The sequence below is a fragment of the Ruminiclostridium papyrosolvens C7 genome (genome assembly GCF_000421965.1).
GTDB lineage: Bacteria > Bacillota > Clostridia > Acetivibrionales > DSM-1351 > Ruminiclostridium > Ruminiclostridium papyrosolvens_A.
This window is the reverse complement of the sequence record NZ_ATAY01000006.1, coordinates 36,970-55,902: the sequence shown is the minus strand read 5'-3', so window position 1 is coordinate 55,902 and position 18,933 is coordinate 36,970. Positions and strand designations below refer to the sequence as shown.

Genomic DNA, 18,933 nt, shown 5'->3' with positions numbered 1-18,933 from the left:
GTATTAAGGAGATGATACTTATGAAGATGACCTTTCGATGGTTTGGTGAAAAGGACGACAGCATAGGTTTGGAGCAAATAAGACAAATACCCGGCATTACGGGAGTTGTAGGAGCTTTGTATGATGTACCTGTGGGCGAGGTTTGGCCCATGGACAAAATTACTGCGCTAAAGGACTCTGTTGAAAAGGCAGGCTTAAAGCTTGAGGTTATCGAGAGTGTAAATGTACATGAAGATATTAAACTGGGATTGCCAAGCAGAGATAAATACATTCAAAACTACCGACAGTCTATAATTAACTTGGGAAAAGTGGGGGTAAAGGTTATATGTTATAACTTTATGCCTATATTTGACTGGCTGAGAAATGACCTTGCATATCCATTGCCTGATGGCTCCAATGCACTTTGCTATGACCATGATATAGTAAAGGGTATAGACCCGGTTAAATTGGTAGAAGATACTGCAAAAAGCTCGAATGGTTTTGCTCTGCCGGGTTGGGAACCTGAAAGATTAAGTGAATTGAAAGATACCTTTGAAAAATACAAGAACGTAAATGAGGATAAATTATTTGACAACCTTAAATATTTTCTTGAAAATATTATGTCCGCATGTGAAGAGGCCGATGTAAAAATGGCCATACACCCGGATGATCCGCCGTGGCCTCTTTTCGGTTTGCCAAGGATTGTTACATGCAAAAATAATCTTGACAGACTTGTAAAGCTTGTTGACAGTCCATATAACGGATTAACTCTTTGCAGCGGTTCTTTAGGCGCAAATCCCAATAACAACATACCTGAATTGATAAGATACTTCGGTAAAATGGGAAGAATACACTTTGGCCATGTTAGAAATCTCAAGTTCTTCGGAGAAAGAAAATTCCATGAGTCTTCACACCTTTCATCAGACGGTTCTTTCGATATGTTTGAAATCATGAAGGCTTACTATGATATAGGCTTTAAAGGGTATATACGTCCTGATCACGGCAGAATGATATGGGGAGAAAAGGCGAGGCCAGGCTATGGTCTTTATGACAGAGCATTAGGTATAGCCTACCTTAACGGATTGTGGGAAGCTATAGATAAGATGACTATCGGGGGTAAATAGAGTGTCTAGAACAACCATAAACACTGAAATATGTGATGTGAAAGGATATAACTGCTGGCTTGGATACCATTTACTTGAAAACTGTCAGTTAAAACAAGCCTATTCAAAGTGGGCTTCCAATATAGTTGTTTCCCAAGGAACAGAAGATACCGGAATTGCGATAGATGAGCTAAAAAGGGGTTTTAAAGGAATACTGGGAGTTGATGCTGCTGTATCATGTGAACCGGAACAAAGCTCTTTTATTACTCTGGGGGTACTTGGAAGGGGCAACTACATAGACTCGTATGTAAAATATGATGAGGTAGTTCAAATCGGTAGTGAAGGCTTTATAATCAAAGGAACTAAAACAGGTAATGGTGAGGCAATAGTTGTAGCCGGTACTACCATAAAAGGGTTGATTTACGGAGTATTTGACCTGTTGAGGCTATTGCAGACTGAGACAGTGATTGAAGGAATTTTAAAGATTGAAAACCCTGCAAATCAGCTTCGTATTGTAAACCACTGGGACAATATAGATGGAAGTATAGAAAGGGGTTATGCAGGTAAATCCATTTTCTTTACAGATAATAAAATAACTGATGACCTTGACAGAATAAGAGACTATGCCAGACTTCTGTGCTCAGTGGGGATAAACAGTATTGTTATAAATAATGTTAACGTCCACAAGTATGAGAGCATGCTAATTACAGACAGATATCTTAACGATGTTGCAAATCTGGCTAAAATATTCCGGGATTATGGGATAAGGCTGTATCTTAGTGCCAATTTTGCTAGTACTATTGAAATAGGAGGACTTTCCACCGCCGATCCTTTAGACCCTCAGGTAGGAAAGTGGTGGAAGAAAAAGGCTGATGAGATATACTCGCTGATACCTGACTTTGGAGGTTTTTTGATTAAAGCTGATTCAGAATTCAGGCCAGGGCCTTTTACCTACGGACGTACTCATGCTGACGGTGCAAACATGCTTGCCGAAGCCTTGGAACCACATGGCGGTCTGGTTATATGGAGATGCTTTGTATACAATTGTATGCAGGATTGGCGTGATCTTACAACTGACAGGGCAAGAGCTGCCTATGACAACTTTATGCCTCTGGATGGATTGTTTAAAGAAAATGTATTACTCCAGATAAAAAACGGGCCTATGGACTTTCAGGTGCGTGAGCCCGTATCACCGTTATTCGGAGGATTACAAAAAACAAACCAGCTGTTGGAGCTTCAGATAACTCAGGAATACACGGGTCAGCAAAAGCATTTATGCTATCTGGTGCCAATGTGGAAGGAGATACTGGATTTTGATACAATGGCACAAGGTAAGGACACAAGTGTTAAGAAAATTATCACAGGGTCAGTGTTTAATAATAAATTATGCGGAATGGCAGCTGTAACAAATATCGGAAATGACCTGAACTGGACGGGACATCAGATGGCCCAATCAAATACTTATGGGTATTCACGTTTATGCTGGAATCCGGATTTGTCGGCAGAACAAATTACTGATGAATGGGTTCGAATGACTTATTCAAACAACGAAAAGGTTGTAAGTACCGTAAAACAAATGCTGATGGGCTCATGGAGAACCTATGAAAATTATACCTCACCTCTGGGAATTGGATGGATGGTTAATCCTAATCATCATTACGGGCCTAACGTAGACGGATATGAATACGACAAGTGGGGAACATATCACAGGGCAGACCATAAGGGAATAGGCGTTGACAGGACAGTCAGGAACGGTACGGGTTATACAGGACAGTATCATAAGGATGTTGCCGAGATTTATGAGAATGTGGAGAAGTGTCCGGAAGAGCTGCTGCTGTTTTTCCACCATGTACCATATGATTACAGACTAAAATCAGGTGAAAAATTAATTCAATATATCTATAACACCCATTTTAAAGGTGTTAAAGAGGTTGAAGAATTAATAAACAAATGGAGGAGTCTAAAAGGGTTGGTAGGCGAAGAAATATTCAGGCATGTATCGGAAAGACTTGATGGACAGCTGGAACATTCCAAAGAGTGGAGAGATGTAATAAACACATATTTCTACCGCAAAACAGGAATACCTGATGAACTAGGCAGAAAAATATATTAAAACATACTATAAAAACAAAACAGGCCGTCTAACGGCTTGTTTTGTTTTGACCATTTATAATTAATTTGCTTTTATACTTCTGTATTCTCCAGGGTTAATACCAACATATTTCTTAAAGAACCTGTTGAAGCTCTGTTTATTGTTATATCCGAGACTAAGTGCAATATCATTAATATTCATGTTTGTTTGACGCAGCAGACGCTGTGCTTCTTCAATTCTCATATTGTTTATATAGTTAACAATGTTCTCACCGGTCTCGTCATTAAATATCTTTCTTACGTGGGAATAGCTAAGTCCCACATGTTCTGCAAGAGTATTAATTGCAATATCCTTCTTGTAATTTTTATGAATATAATCCAAAATCTTTACTATGTGGGATTTTCCTTCAACCTTGAACTTTTCATTGTACTCAATAATCTGCAAATATATATTTGACAGGAACAAACCTGCTTCGTCCAGAGTTTCAATCTCCGCAAGTTTACTGTATATGTTAAAGTCATTTCCAAAAACCTTGCTGACACTGATGTTTAAATCCAGCAAATACTTAATGGTGTTTCCGAGTAACTGGTTCAGTATAAGCATAACATTGTCATAGCTGAGATTTTTATTTTGCTTAATTTCATCGAAGAAGCAGCTTAGGGAAATCAAAAGTGCGTCTTTTGAACCGATATCAATATTGTTGAATATCTGTTTTTCTATATTAAACGGGTAGAAATACTTGTTGGTGTCAGCTATGTCTTCCTTTTGACATATAAAAGCCTCGTGTCCCATCATAAATCTTTGCTTTATGAGATTCTGCGCCTCATTATACGAGTTCCTTATATTCAGAATGTCATCGTAAATGCCCCCGAGACAAACAGATATGGTTGTTTCTATTACTTTTGCCGCTTCCCTCTGAACAATGGAGAAAGCATTTTTCAGTACGGAAGTAACACTTATAATGTCCTCATCGGAGATATTAACGATAAGAACTACCTTATCTCCATCTAAAACAACACCTGAACACTTAAAAGATTCACCTACCTTTTCTTCGGACAGGTTCAATATTACTGATTTAAGGTAATACTGATGCTCATATGAGAAGTTTGATACGAAATCATTGTACTTATCTATGTATATTACACAACACAGCGTGCTCTTCAACGGGAAAAGATTCATTTCATCTTCTGTGATTGAGGGCTTTCCCCTTAAAAGGCTGAGCAAATAGTTTTCACGGAAATTTTTATGATCCCTTTCAATGGTACGGAATAACTGATCCTCTTGCTTTATCATGGCATCAAAGGTTTTAGACAGAAGTGTAAACTCATTTCCGTTTCCAATAATGTCAATACCCTTTCTGGATTTGATTTCCTGTACCAGTTTTTTTACAGGGTTGAACAATCTGCGTGAAATTATATATGACAGTAGTACAAAAAGTACTAATAAGAAAATTGATATATAAATTATGGACATTTTTAATGAATTTACCTTGGTAGTCAAGGTATTCAGGGAAAAAACGCCTACATATGTCCAATTTTCAGCTCCAGTTTTCAGATATGTAATAAGAAATCTTTTACCGTTAATGCTTTCTATAAAATGTCCTCTGTCAATGTTACTGTCTAAAACCTTAGAAATATAGGAAATGTCTGACAAATTCTTGTTAAGGATGCTCTTATCAACTGAAGATATTACATCGCCCTTGGAATTTATAATACTTATAAAGTCGCTTATATCGTAGTTATTGCTGTTTATTAGTGTGCTAAGTCTGTTTTCATACACATTTATGGTAATAGACCCTTTGAGATTTGTGGTATAGGTTAAAGGGAATATGTATGATATAACAGAGCTGTTTCCGTTGGTATCGCTTGGTCTGGGATTTGTCCATGATAACGGTGCTCCCATCTCCTTACTTTTTATATATGATTTAAGCCAGGTATCATCTGGAAAGTTATCCTTGGGATAAACGCCATTGCTTGTTGCTACATAATTTGAATTATCTAAGTACAAGTATACGGAGGAATAGGCATTGTTAGTTTTAACTATGTCGGATAGCTTGGATACAAACTGATACAGCATTAAATTGTTATCGCTGTCCTTAATTGCCTGATGTATGTCATCCATTCCATATAATTTGTTAAGAGTTTCATCCAAAGACAGATGAAGGCTCTCATTACTTATAGTCTGAGCCAAAAGATCAGTAACGCTTCTTGCAGAATCAAGCTTACCAAGACCAGAACGACCTATTTCATCTTCTGAGTACTTCATTATCCCATAATTGAAAATAAAGGTAATAGTAATAATAGGTATTATTATAAAAAGAGAAAGGATAATCATCAATTTCACAATTATTGAATAATTTTTCATCATTACTGCACCCCATTGTGTTTTGTGTCTTAAAATATCATAATCACTATTATATATTAATATTTAATTCATTACCTCTTAATTAATATAAAATTTTTTTGGAAAAATCGAGTTAAAACAGTTATATTCCGAGAGAAAAATTAAATGTAATCCTTTGCAATTAATCCGGTACAGGGTTAATATTTAATATTAATTATATGAATCAAAATTGATTATTGTACAACCAATATATGTCCTTTGGACTCCTTTTGCCCCTAAACACAGACAAAATGATTAAAATTGAAATACTTAAAAAATTGTCATTCTTGAACTGAAATTTCCTAGTGATAAAATAATTCCATCAGCAGATCGAACCAAAGCTTTTATCTATTACAATAGATTCCAAAAAATTAAACCAGGGGGGTTGCTGTTTGCATGGGGAAAACTAATACTGCTGTTTCAAAAGCTTTACCAAATAAACTTCCTAAAAAGGGGTTTGGCCATTACTTAAAAAGAGATATATATCTTTATTTATTGTTGGTGCTTCCGGTTGCATACTTTATATTATTTAAATATGTACCGATGTATGGCATCGTTATAGCCTTCAAAGAATACAACATATTTCAGGGCGTATTTGCCAGTCCATGGATTGGGTGGGATGCCTTCAGGGAAGTTTTCAGATCCGATGATTTTTACAGAGCACTTAAAAATACATTCCTGCTTAACGGATTTGATATGATATTCGGATTCCCGGCTCCAATTATTCTAGCAATTATTATTAATGAAGTTAGATCCGTAAGATATAAAAGAATTTCTCAGACAATGCTTTATCTTCCGCACTTCTTGTCATGGGTTATTATCGGAGGTATAGCACTTCAGATATTTGCACCGAATTTTGGTATGATTGATACAATTATCAAATCAATGGGATTTAAAACAATACCTTTCTTAACTGAAAAGTGGCACTGGTTAGCAACGTATACAGGTATCGGTATATGGCAGAGTGCAGGTTGGGGTATGATCATATATCTCGCAGCTATAACCGGAATACCCTCAGAATTATATGAAGCTGCAGATGTTGACGGAGCGGGAAGACTCAGAAAAATATGGAGTATAACATTGCCGGCAATTAAGCCTACAATAATTATCCTGTTTATATTGAATATAGGTAAGATTTCAATGATAGGGTTTGACCGTCCATATATTCTCGGGAACCAGCAGGTTAAGGACTTTTCAGATGTTATCAGTACTTATGTATACAGGGTAGGCTTGCAGTCCTCCAGATATAACATAGCAACTGCTGTAGGGTTGTTCCAGTCGGTTGTAGGATTGGTATTCCTGTCAGTAACTAACTGGATAGCAAATAAGAGCGGCGAGCAAGGTATTTGGTAGAAGAAAGGTGGTATAGAGAATGGTTTATAAAACCAGTGATAAGGTTTTTAATATTTTTATAAATGTAATAACTTTGATTTGTGTAATACTGTGCTTATTCCCGGTATTAAATGTTGTCGCTGTTTCATTGAGCTCCAATTCTGCAATACTTGCTTCAAAGGTATTTGTTTGGCCTGTTAATTTAAATTTTGAATCGTATAAGGCTATTTTGAAAGATTCAACAATGATTTGGTCACTTGTGTATACGGTAATTATTACTCTTGTGTACACTGTAATCGGTATGTTCCTGACAATTTGTGCAGCATACCCTCTTACTAAGCAGAGGCTTAAAGGAAGAAATGCCATAATGCTGATGATTATATTTACGATGTATTTCAGCGGTGGACTTATACCCGACTATATGTTGGTTAAGAATTTGCATATGCTTGATAGCTCATGGAGTTTGATATTGCCGGGGGTATTAAGTGCATTTAACCTTATAGTTTTAAAAACATTTTTCACATCATTACCTGAGAGTCTTGAAGAATCAGCAATCCTTGACGGATGCAACGATATAGGTGTTCTTTTCAAGATAGTACTTCCGTTATCAAAACCTGTACTTGCTACATTGAGTTTGTTCTATGCAGTTGGAAAATGGAATAGCTTCATGGACGCTCTCTTTTACATTACTGATTCAAAACTATATCCATTGCAGTTAAAGCTATATCAGATAATTGTTAACAGCCAGACCGTAGATGCATCCATAGGAGACGGGAATATGTCACAGAACCTCCTGCCTGAAAGTCTTAAGGCAGCTTGTGTAGTATTTGCGACGTTACCAATAGTTCTTGTATATCCAAAGCTTCAAAAATACTTTGTCAGCGGCATAATGATAGGTGCTGTCAAGGGTTGATATAAGGTCTTCGGATAATCTGAAGATTTATATATAAAAATAAAGTAATGGAGGAGATATTAATGAAAAAACTAAGTACCAGAATTGCAAGCTTGGCACTGTTGACATCTATGAGCATTACTCTATTTGCAGGCTGCGGTTCAAACGGCGGAACAGACGCAGATAGTTCAAAGAGTGCTTCATCATCCAATGCGGCAAAATCAGGTCCTGCAGTAGAATTAACCGTAGAAGTTTTCGACCGAGCTACACCTGGGTATAAGGCAGATGATAATTTCCAGACAAAATGGATACAAGAGAACTTCGGTAAGCCGAACAACATTAATGTAAAGTTCGTACCTGTTTTAAGACAACAGGAAGTAGAAAAACTGAACGTTCTTATGGCATCAAACCAAGCTCCGGATATCAGCTTTACTTACAATGATGGTATTATATACAACTATGTTAAGAGTGGCGGACTTACGGATTTAGGAGATTTGTTAAAAAAGAATGCTTCAAATCTTACATCATACCTTGGAGAAACCCTTCTTAACTATGGTAAATTTGATGGAAAGCAACTTGCAGTTCCTGCAAAGAGAGTTATAGAAGGTTGCTTCTCGGCATATATCCGTAAAGACTGGCTGGATGCAGTCGGAATGTCCGTTCCTACTACTACAGATGAGTGGTATCAGGTAATGAAGGCATTTAAGGAAAAGGATCCAGGAAAACTTGGTGACAAGAACTATCCTTTCAGTACATTTGTTGATCCAAACAACATTAACTGGACTACATCAATGTTGTTAGAATCCTTTAAGAAACCTATTTCAGAAGAACAAAGAATGACATTGCCAAACTGGGTAATTCCGGGCTTCAAGGATGGTATGAAATTCTTGAACAAGTTATACAACGAAGGTATATTGAATCCTCAGTTTGCCCTTGATAAAGACGGTAAACAATATGAGAAAGACGTATCACAAGGAAGAATCGGATTCATGATACATAATTATGACTATCCTATAAGAGTTACTCCAGGTTTGATAACTGAGCTTAAAAAGCAGGTTCCTGGTGCAGATATGGTTCCATGTGATCCATTTACAAACTCAGAAGGCAAACATCCAAAAATGAAATATAATCCTAACGGATTGTATATAATAGTTCCGAAAGCTAGCAAACATGCAGAAGAAGCAATTAAGTACCTTGAATGGCAGTCAAAACCTGAAGTAATCAAATTCCTTCAAAATGGTATTAAGGGTGAACAATACACGGATGAAGTTGATGGTATCCCAGCTAACTTCATACAGAATGACCAGCTTCCTGATGCCAAGAAAGCAAACTACACTGACTTGTCATTAATAGTTAACGGAAAAGAATTCGGAGATCCAACTAAGAACATTCAAGCTGCTTCTTTCGGATATCCCGGATTTGAAGATACATTTAAGAAAGCATATGATATTTCACTTACAGATGCAGGTTATATTCCTCACTTTGATACTGTTATAGAATCACAGGCAAAATATCAGAAGGCTCTTACTGATAAGGAATCAGAAATATTTGTTAAGAGTATTACATGTAAACCTGCCGATTTCGATAAGACTTATGACAAACTCGTTGATGAGTACATGAAGTCAGGCGGACAGGAAATTGTTGATGAAAAATTAGCTGCATTGAAGAAGTAAAAATTTAAATGCATTATGAGCTTAACAAAAAACCCACTTGGACTTGTTCCAAGTGGGTTTTTTGTACTACGATAAAAACCATGTAGCTCATGCGTATAATAAACAACATGGTAGACTTATTCCATGGTGTTTTCGGGCGGCAAAGTAGGGAGATACCTATTTAACAGTACCTTTGTAACAGCAGTAACAATACTTTTAACTATAGTAGTTGCAACAATGGCTACATATGCTATGATAAGAATGAAATGGAAGTTTCAGAAGGTGTCCATGTCACTTATGCTTTTAGGCCTGATGATACCGATACATGCTGCTTTGCTTCCTGTATTCTATATGATGAAAACTTTACATATAATTAACACCCTATGGTTCCATATTTACTTTTTTGCAGGCTTGGAATGAATTGATGTTTGCAGTAGTATTTATAAATAAGGATTCTGCAAAAACCCTGATTGTCAGAATTCAATCCATGTCCGGACAGTACCAGACATCCTGGGGTCCTATAGGAGCGGCATTGGTAGTTGCTACTATTCCGACACTACTTATTTACCTGCTTTTAAACAAACAGGTTCAAAAAGCCTGGTGGCGGGAGCTGTAAAGGGTTAATTGTTAAAACATTTTGTCGAATAAAACCAATTGGCTTTTTGCTTATTGTGTTGTAAAATGAAAGAAAAGGACGATTAATGACATGAGATATGAATTTTATTATCCTCAAGGCAAAAAAAAGGCATTAACATTTAGCTACGATGATGGTCAGATACACGACCGACGGCTTGTAGAAATATTCAACAAGTACAATATGAAAGGAACTTTTCATATAAATTCGGGAACCTTAGGAACCGATGGATTTATTACAAAAGAGGAGATCGGAAGCCTGTATAAGGGGCACGAAGTATCCTGTCACAGTGTTACTCATCCTTATCTTACAAAGTTACCCAAGGAACAGCTTGTGGAAGAGATAAGAGAAGACAAACGGTGGCTTGAAAAAGAAGTAGGTTATCCTGTAAGGGGGATGTCATATCCATTTGGAGAATATGATTCCAATGTGGTGAATACCCTGGATGTATTAGGTATTGAATACTCACGTACGGTTAATTCAACCGGCGGTTTTTTCGTGCCATCAAGTTTTTTGGAATGGCACCCTACATGTCATCATAATAGTGATATAAAGGATAAGCTTATGGACTTTAAAAATCCATCACCTTGGCTAAAACTGCCGTTATTCTATATATGGGGGCACAGCTTTGAGTTCTACAGGGAAAATAACTGGGAGGTTATTGAGGATTTCTGTAAGGAGGCTGCTGATGACCCGGTAGTATGGTATGCTACCAATATAGAAATAAAAGATTATATATGTGCTCTAAAGGGATTGGTATTCAGTGTTGATCAAACAATAGTATATAATCCGAGTGCTGTTTCGGTATGGCTTTCAAGAGGCGGCGAGAGTGCAGTTGAATTAAAAGCAGGACAAAGCCTTACATTCTGCTAAAATATTTGAGAGGATAGTGAATTTGCCATTTAAATTGCATAAATAATTATATAAGGAAGGTTGCATTAAATGTTGAAAGTACTTCTTGTAGATGATGAACCATATGTTCTTGAAGGGCTGAAAGTTATGCTGGATTGGGAAGCACATGGCTTTAGAATTTGCGGTGAAGCATCAAATGGTGAGGATGCACTGGAAATTGTGAGAGTATGCAACCCCGATCTTATAATTACTGACATAAGCATGCCCGGTATAGATGGTCTGGAATTAATAAGACTGTCCACTGAAAAACTCAAATCCACTGCAAAGTTTGTTATACTCAGCGGTTATGATGATTTTTCATATGCAAAACGGGCCATGCTGTACAATGCAAGCAACTACTTGCTCAAACCATTGGATGATGTTGAACTGGATAGTGTTGTTACAAAACTGGCAGAACAGATCAGACAGGAACGGAAAAAAACCGAGAATATAAATAAACAGCTTTCATTCATTGCAAATCAGAGCATTATGAGATTGATAAACGGAGATAATAAACCGTCTCTAGTAGGCAGAGTAGGTATGCTTCTGAATATTGCAGGGGATGAGGAGGTTCGGTGTATTCTTTTTGAGATTGACTCAGCTGACAGCTGGGCTCAGGGAGAAGAAAAAATCGGACTGAATATGAATAGAATACAAGCCGGAAGGGTCATAGAAGATGCTCTTGGTCCGGCTTTTCAGTTTCATATTTTTGAAGATGGAAAAGGAAGAATCGGCATAATCGCCAGTGAAAAAATGCCGTTCTTCAATTCCCTTGAGGAGTTGGCCCAAAGCTTGCTTCTACAATTAAATAAAATTTTTGGAGACGTGGTTTACGCCTCTATAAGTGATTCTGAAAAGAGCCTATCATTGATAAACAAGGCATATAGACAGGCTCTTTTTGCCATTGGCTTTAAATTTTATTCGCCTGATAACAGCCTCATAAATTATGTAAATGTTAAGGGCTTAAATATTAATTTTGAAATGTGTACCGAAGATTATACTACTTTGTTAGAGCTAATAAGATCAAACCGTGCTGAGGAGATTGAGCCGGTTGTATGCAGACTTTTCGATAATTTTTCAGAAAACCACAGTGCACCTCAGATAATCATTTCATATCTTATGAGCTTCCAGATGGAGCTGGTAAAGGTTATAATGGAAATAAGCGGGGACTTGAAGGAGTTTTTAACTCTTGCATTGGAGTTTCAAAAAAACGCAGAACACATGAATATGTCAGAGCTCCGGGGTGAATTCCTGAAGCAGTGCTTGAGTGCGGCTTCGCATATAAACGGATGTAAACAGGGAAACCCTCAATACATTGTATGTGAGGTAAAAAACTATATTAAACAGAATTATTGCAAGGACATTAAACTGAAAGAGGTGGCACGGCATTTTTACATGAACTCTGTGTATCTGGGGCAGCTGTTTAAAAAGTTTTCCGGTATGCAGTTCAACGATTACCTGAATACTGTACGTATAGAAGAAGCCAAAAAGCTTCTTCAGAGAACGGATATGAAGGTGAGCGAAATTTCAAATGCCGTGGGGTATAATGATCCGAAATACTTTTTAAGTAAATTTAAAGCCATTACCAATCTGCCTCCATCAGCATTTAAAACAGGGAAAACTACTTAATTCGGAGATGAATCTACCATGAAACCTATGCCGAGAATTTTAAGCAGAGTTAACGATATTCCGTTAAATATCAAATTTCTTATAATATACGTAGTTTGTATATTAACACCGATAATAATAATTAATGCGGCATTTCTTGATAAGTTCTACACGGTAGTCACTCAAAGAGAAGAAAATAATTATAAAATTTCCATGCAGAGGGCAAAAAACGATATCAATACCTTGATAGAGGGAGGTATTGCCGTCAGCCACTCCATATCTACAGATGCAATCATATATGATTTAATGGACGCCAGATATGAAGATGCAGGGGAGTATTATGATATTTATAACAGTACCCTAAGAAACAGACTGTCAATTTACACTGTAGCATATAACTATATTACAAACATAGGCTTATATATTGACAACCCCAGCATCAGAGCAGGGGGAACATATTACCATATCGACCATAACGTTAAAAACACTCCATGGTACAGGGATTTGGCAGAATCCAATGAACAGGTTCTTATCAGAACATATCTGGGAAGTACCAACAGTGCTCCTGTAAGACAAATACAGTATTTAAGTATACTGAGGAGCTCAAAAAACAACCCTTCTTTAGGCAGCCGTGAAAAAATACTAAAAGTTGATATAAGTCTGGACAAGGTATTTACTATTTTCAATCGTGAAAAGGATTTTCTGAGTTTATACTTGTTGGATCCCCAAAATACCATAGTATGTTCAACTACAGGAAGATATGGACAGAGTAATATTGATGTTCTCCAAAAACTTAACAATCGTTCTCTTGGTCAGGAGAATATGATTCTTGAAGCGTATCTGGGGAATTCATCATATTTTAAAGGCTGGAAGCTTATAGGTGTTACAAATAGAGAGCGCATATCTGATTCTGTTGGGGATACCCTCAGTTTTGTATTAATTTTTGCTTTTATAAGTATTCTCATTTCATCACTGCTCATGTTCATTATTGTACGGTCATATAACTACAGATTGAAAAAACTTTCTAAGCATATGCTAAAATTCAGAGACGGAAAGTTTGATCTGATTGAAATAAACGAAGGGGAAGATGAAATCGGCGGAGTTATCAGAAACTTCAACCTAATGGCAGCAAGAATAAATACACTTATAAACGATGTCTATAAGTTGGAACTACAAAAAAAGAGTCTTGAATTGGAACGGGTCAGGGCGGAAATAAACTTTCTTCAGAGCCAGATGAATCCCCATTTTCTATTTAATACTCTAAATGCCATATTGGTAGTCAGCGTAAAAAATAACTATACAGAAATCGTAGACGTCATAAAATACCTGTCAAAGACATTACGACGTCTATTAAGCTGGAAGGACGATCTGGTAACAATCGAAGAAGAACTGTCATTTACGGAAATGTATCTTAAAATCGAAAAATTTCGTTTCCGTGATAAATTTCATTATGAAATAAATGTAAATGAAACCCTGCTTGATTACAAAATACCCAAAATGAGTCTTCAGCCTTTAGTTGAGAATGCCTGTAAGCACGGTATCCAGGCAATAAAAGAGGTAGGCATTATAAATATCAATATTGAAATGTGCGAATCAGGTCTTCTGGTAAGAGTGAAGGATAATGGTTCAGGCATGGATCAGTATACCTTGAAAGAGCTACTTCAAAATATTAAAAGCGAAGTAGAACTCAGTACAAGTATAGGCCTCCGAAATGTGTACAGGCGCCTAAAACTTTATTACGGAGAAGATGTATCTTTCAATATTGAAAGCCATATCAATGCAGGGACAACTATTTATTTTACGATACCTTTTGAAAAGCTATAGACCCCAGAACACAATATTTGGTATATATTTATAGAGATTATTATGCAATTTTCATGGAGGAGGCTTTTTAATGTTTAAGGTTTTACTTGTAGATGATGAGCCTATGGCACTGGAAGCATTAAAGATTGTTGCAGATTGGGAAGAACTTGGGTTTACCATTTGCGGTGAATGCGGAAATGGAGATGAAGCATTAAATAAAATTAAAGATATTAAGCCTGATTTAGTGGTAACAGACTTAAAAATGCCTGGAATGGATGGTCTGGAATTAATAAGGAATGTAATGGAACATGTAAATCCTGAGACAATATTTATAATTGTAAGCGGCTATGATGAATTTGAATATGCAAAAAAAGCAATGCAGTATGGAATCCGCTATTATGTTTTAAAACCTGTCTTCAAGGATGAATTTTCGGGAGTACTTTTAGAAATAGTAGACAAACTGGAGGAAAAATATCAACTCGGAAAAATGACCATTAATAACATAAGTGCCGATATAGGGAATCTACTTGGAAAGTTCCTTCTAGGAAATTTGGATGAAGATGAACTTAAGAGCAGAATGCCGGGAGATATATGGAAAAGTGATGCGAAATGGTTTTATGTTTGTATAGGTACGCCACAGGTATGGGATACAGTGAACATAAAAAACGATGACATCAGCGAGGACACCCTCGGCATACTAAAAGAAATAATGAATACAGGTCTTGAGGGTATATATATCTATCCGATATTAACAAATACGGTGCTGGAAGGTATTGTAGTCTGCACAATATGTGGAATGCAAACAGAGAAGGTAATAGAAACATTAAAATCAAATGTATCCTCAATTTTTGGAGAGGGCTTTTATTTAGGAGTAGGAAACACGGTAACTGAACTTTCGGAACTTTCCGAGTCTATGTCTCAGGCTCATAAGGCAATAGACTATAGATTTTTCAGTCCTCAGGGCAATACAATTTACTATCAAAACATAAAGGATTTTACATTAAACTACACCTTTGAGGGAATTTACAAGATTGAGGATATGTATAATGCCCTTGACAGTCTGGATGAAATGGGAATTAAAAAAGCAATTGAAGCAGTTTTTTCGGATTTCCGTCGTGAATTTACAGCCCCGGAAATAATCAAGATGTATGTGGTTAATATTATATATAAAAGTATAGCTATTGTATCCAGCTTAGGCGGTAATACAGATCAGATACCGCTACTTGATTCAATTACGGGAATACTGGCAAGAAGCCTGATAATAGATGAAATGGAGAACATGGCATATGAGTATTGTACCAAATTCGTTATATATGCTAAAAGCTTAAAAAACAATACCAAAAATTCAGATATGAAGCTTGTGGAGGAGTATATAAAGAATAACTACACAAGAAACCTGACAATCCGGGAGATTTCCAAGAAACTTTATATACACCCCAACTATCTCGGACACCAAATAAACAAGTGGTTTGGATGCAGTTTCAATGAGTATCTCCATGGACTCAGAATGGAAGAAGCAAAAAACCTGCTAGAGAATACCAATCTAAAAGTCCACGAAATAGCTGAAAGAGTAGGATATAGTTCATACAGCAATTTCCTGGATCAGTTTGTCAAAAAGTTCTCCATAAAGCCCAGTGATTATAAAATTATGTTAAATAACAAGAACTAAAATTTTTAGGTAGTAAATCTTTATTTTTGCAAATTGAAATATACCGCTTAAAAACTGATAATAAATGTGTAGTATCACTACTTTTTATGTGATTCTGCTTATAAAAATATATAAGGAGGAGAAAAAATGATGTTAAAAAAGAGAAATTGGCTAGTAGCACTATTAACAGGTTTATTGTCAGTTAGCTTTGTATTAACAGGTTGTGGCGGTTCCGATAGCAGCAGCTCTTCTACTTCAACTTCTGGATCAGCAACAGCTACAGGTTCAGCATCAGCTGAAAAGCTCGATCCAATAGAGATAAGCTTCTTTATTGCTGACCCAGGTCAGGCACCAACACCTGATAACAAGATTTACAAGAGAATTAAAGAAGAACTTGGAGTTACTTGTAATTTTGAGTTCTTAGTAGGTGACAAAAACCAGAAAATAGGTGTTATGATTGCCGGCGGCGAATATCCTGATGTAATAACTCTTGGATCAGATACAGTTAGTAAGTTTACTGGAGCGGGTGCTTTAGTTCCTTTAGAGGACATAATCGAAAAGGATGCTCCAAACCTTAAGAAGCATTTTGATCCTTATAAGAATAAAGTAAAGGACGTTACAGACGGACATTTTTATGTAATGCCTGGCTACGGTGTATATTATAATGATTTTAGTATAAATGTTAATGAAGGACCTGCTTTCTTTATGCAAAAAGCAGTACTGAAGGATGCTGGTTACCCAAAAGTTAAAACTCTTGACCAGTACTTCGATCTTATAGAAAAGTATAAAGCAAAGAATCCTACAATCGACGGGCAACCAACAATTGGATTTGAAGTTCTTTCAGAAGGTTGGAGAGATTTCTGTCTAAAGAATCCACCTCAACATTTGATTGGTCATCCAAACGATGGCGGTGTTGTAGTTGATAATAAGACTAATACTGCAGAATTCTTCTGGGATAAGGATTATGCAAAGAGATATTACAAGAAACTTAATGAAGTAAATGCTAAGGGCCTACTTGACCCAGAATCATTTACAATGAACTATGACCAATATATAGCTAAGCTTTCAAGCGGTAGAGTTCTTGGTATGTTCGACCAGCACTGGAATTTCAGCAATGCTGAATTAACATTAAAGACTCAGAAGAAGTTTGAAAGAACATATGCTCCATTGCCTGTAGTATTCGATGAAGGAACACAGGATTACTACATGGATAGACCTGTTCTTAATGTTAACACAGGTTATGCTATTACAAAGAGCGCAAAAGACCCTGCAAGAATAGTTAAATTCTTCGATGCATTACTGACAGAAAAATGGCAGAAGATCCTCGGTTGGGGAATCGAAGGTGAAGATTACAAAGTTGACGATAAGGGTTCATTCTACATGACTCCTGAACAACGTGTAAATTACAATGACCAGACATGGAGACTTGGAAACATGGCTCATACTCTCTGGTACTATGCTCCTAAGATGGAAGGTACATTCAGCGATGGAAATGCTACCGGCCCAGGCGGACAGCCAAAAGAATACTATGATGCACTTGACCAGTACGACAAAGATTTCTTAAAGGCATACGGATATGATCAACAGTCTGATTTCTTCAGCCCAGCTCCTGAAAACAGAATTTCATACCCAGCATGGCAGATAGATCTTGTTGACGGTTCACCTGCAAGCATGGCAAACACAAAAGCTGGAGATATTGCAACTAAGTTCTTACCAAAGGCAATACTTGCTAAACCAGATAAGTTTGACAGTGTATGGGATGAATATGTAAATCAACTCCACAAAGAAGATATTCAAGCATATGTTGATAGAATTAATGATCAACTCAAGTGGAGAGCTGAGAACTGGAAGTAAGAGATAGTTAAAGTCCATTGGAGCATATTAATTATGCTCCAATGGATATTTTAAAAAATCCAATGACTTGATTTACTGGGAGGCAGTATGGCTAATAATGTAACAGCTTTAGCTGATAATAAACTACAAGGCAAGAAAATGACGGGACATAAAATAACCTGGAACACGCTTGTAAAGCAAAAGCAGCTTATATTCATGTCCGTACCGATGCTCATTTATATTTTAATATTTTCATATGTACCGATTTGGGGCTGGCTCATGGCTTTCCAGAATTATAAACCGGCAAAAGGCTTTTTTGAACAAAAGTGGGTTGGTCTCCAAAATTTCAAATATCTTTTTAAAGATGATAATTTCATAAGAGATTTCAGAAATACAATTAGCATGAGTTTTATAAACCTGATTCTAAGTTATGTTACAGCAATAGTACTTGCATTACTTCTAAACGAAATTAAGAACATTTTCTTCAAGAGAACTGTTCAGACTATATCTTATTTACCGCACTTTTTATCTTGGGTAATTGTAACAGGTATTGTGGCTACTTGCCTTTCAACCGAGGGTGGTATTGTAAACATAGTACTGGTGAAATTAGGTATAATTAATTCTCCAATTAATTGGTTAAGTGAAGGAAAATACTTCTGGGGAATTGTAGGTGCCACCAACGTATGGAAAGAACTTGGATGGAATACTATAATTTACCTTGGCGCAATAACTGCCATCGACCCTGCTCTATATGAGGCAGCGGGCTTGGATGGAGCCGGAAGATTTAAAAAAATGTGGCATGTTACACTTCCGGGAATTAAAGCTACCTTTGTAGTACTTCTGATAATGTCTATAGGTCATGTTATGGAAGCAGGTTTTGAAATTCAGTACCTGTTAGGAAAGGGGCCTGTTTTAGACTGGTCTGAAACTATAGATATTTATGTTATCAAGTATGGTATTAACCAGTTCAATTATTCGCTTGCAACAGCAGCTGGTATATTTAAGAGTGTAATTGCAATTATTATGCTATTCCTTGCCAATAATGTTGCTAAGAGATTAGGCGAAGAAAGGCTTATCTAAGGAG

At 36.7% G+C, this 18,933-nt stretch carries 14 protein-coding genes; 13 read left to right on the top strand and 1 reads right to left on the bottom strand.

All coding sequences use genetic code 11. The features are described 5' to 3' along the window. The first annotated feature begins 20 nt into the window (after window positions 1-20). Window positions 21-1,103 carry a mannonate dehydratase gene (gene uxuA, locus L323_RS21860; protein WP_020813772.1) on the top strand — a complete coding sequence of 361 codons (1,083 nt, stop codon included), beginning with the start codon at window positions 21-23 and terminating at the stop codon, window positions 1,101-1,103. A gap of 1 nt (window position 1,104) precedes the next feature. Continuing rightward, window positions 1,105-3,195: an alpha-glucuronidase family glycosyl hydrolase gene (locus L323_RS21855; RefSeq protein WP_020813771.1), complete on the top strand. Its 2,091-nt coding sequence runs from the start codon at window positions 1,105-1,107 to the stop codon at window positions 3,193-3,195. A 60-nt stretch (window positions 3,196-3,255) separates the two neighbouring features. Here L323_RS21855 and L323_RS21850 read toward each other — a convergent pair whose 3' ends face one another. Continuing rightward, complete coding sequence (locus L323_RS21850) at window positions 3,256-5,541, bottom strand: helix-turn-helix domain-containing protein (protein WP_020813770.1); 2,286 nt, start codon at window positions 5,539-5,541, stop codon at window positions 3,256-3,258. A gap of 411 nt (window positions 5,542-5,952) precedes the next feature. On the opposite strand from L323_RS21850, the gene L323_RS21845 reads away from it, so the two are divergent. From L323_RS21845 to L323_RS21800, 11 genes are all read left to right on the top strand, one after another. Next, entirely contained in the window at window positions 5,953-6,909 is a 957-nt protein-coding gene (locus tag L323_RS21845; protein WP_020813769.1) for an ABC transporter permease, read from the top strand. 19 nt (window positions 6,910-6,928) lie between these two features. After that, window positions 6,929-7,801 carry a carbohydrate ABC transporter permease gene (locus tag L323_RS21840; RefSeq protein WP_020813768.1) on the top strand — a complete coding sequence of 291 codons (873 nt, stop codon included), beginning with the start codon at window positions 6,929-6,931 and terminating at the stop codon, window positions 7,799-7,801. Between the two features lie 62 nt (window positions 7,802-7,863). After that, window positions 7,864-9,453 carry an extracellular solute-binding protein gene (locus L323_RS21835; RefSeq protein WP_020813767.1) on the top strand — a complete coding sequence of 530 codons (1,590 nt, stop codon included), beginning with the start codon at window positions 7,864-7,866 and terminating at the stop codon, window positions 9,451-9,453. A gap of 123 nt (window positions 9,454-9,576) precedes the next feature. Beyond that, a complete protein-coding gene (locus L323_RS42055) occupies window positions 9,577-9,852 on the top strand; it encodes a hypothetical protein (RefSeq protein ID WP_051153492.1) in 276 nt (91 codons plus the stop codon). A gap of 4 nt (window positions 9,853-9,856) precedes the next feature. Further along, on the top strand, window positions 9,857-10,048 hold the full coding sequence (locus L323_RS42050) for a hypothetical protein (RefSeq protein WP_431602525.1): 192 nt from the start codon (window positions 9,857-9,859) through the stop codon (window positions 10,046-10,048). 90 nt (window positions 10,049-10,138) lie between these two features. Beyond that, window positions 10,139-10,939, top strand: coding sequence for a polysaccharide deacetylase family protein (locus L323_RS21825; RefSeq protein WP_020813766.1), 801 nt, complete (start codon window positions 10,139-10,141; stop codon window positions 10,937-10,939). Between the two features lie 69 nt (window positions 10,940-11,008). Next, window positions 11,009-12,586 carry a response regulator transcription factor gene (locus tag L323_RS21820; protein WP_020813765.1) on the top strand — a complete coding sequence of 526 codons (1,578 nt, stop codon included), beginning with the start codon at window positions 11,009-11,011 and terminating at the stop codon, window positions 12,584-12,586. Between the two features lie 18 nt (window positions 12,587-12,604). Next, window positions 12,605-14,389, top strand: a complete 1,785-nt coding sequence (locus L323_RS21815; protein WP_020813764.1) for a sensor histidine kinase — start codon at window positions 12,605-12,607, stop codon at window positions 14,387-14,389. Between the two features lie 70 nt (window positions 14,390-14,459). Beyond that, a complete protein-coding gene (locus L323_RS21810; protein ID WP_020813763.1) occupies window positions 14,460-16,037 on the top strand; it encodes a response regulator transcription factor in 1,578 nt (525 codons plus the stop codon). Window positions 16,038-16,163: 126 nt separating this feature from the next. Continuing rightward, complete coding sequence (locus tag L323_RS21805) at window positions 16,164-17,870, top strand: ABC transporter substrate-binding protein (RefSeq protein ID WP_020813762.1); 1,707 nt, start codon at window positions 16,164-16,166, stop codon at window positions 17,868-17,870. Window positions 17,871-17,957: 87 nt separating this feature from the next. Then, window positions 17,958-18,929, top strand: coding sequence for an ABC transporter permease (locus L323_RS21800; protein WP_020813761.1), 972 nt, complete (start codon window positions 17,958-17,960; stop codon window positions 18,927-18,929). The last annotated feature ends 4 nt before the right edge of the window (window positions 18,930-18,933 follow it).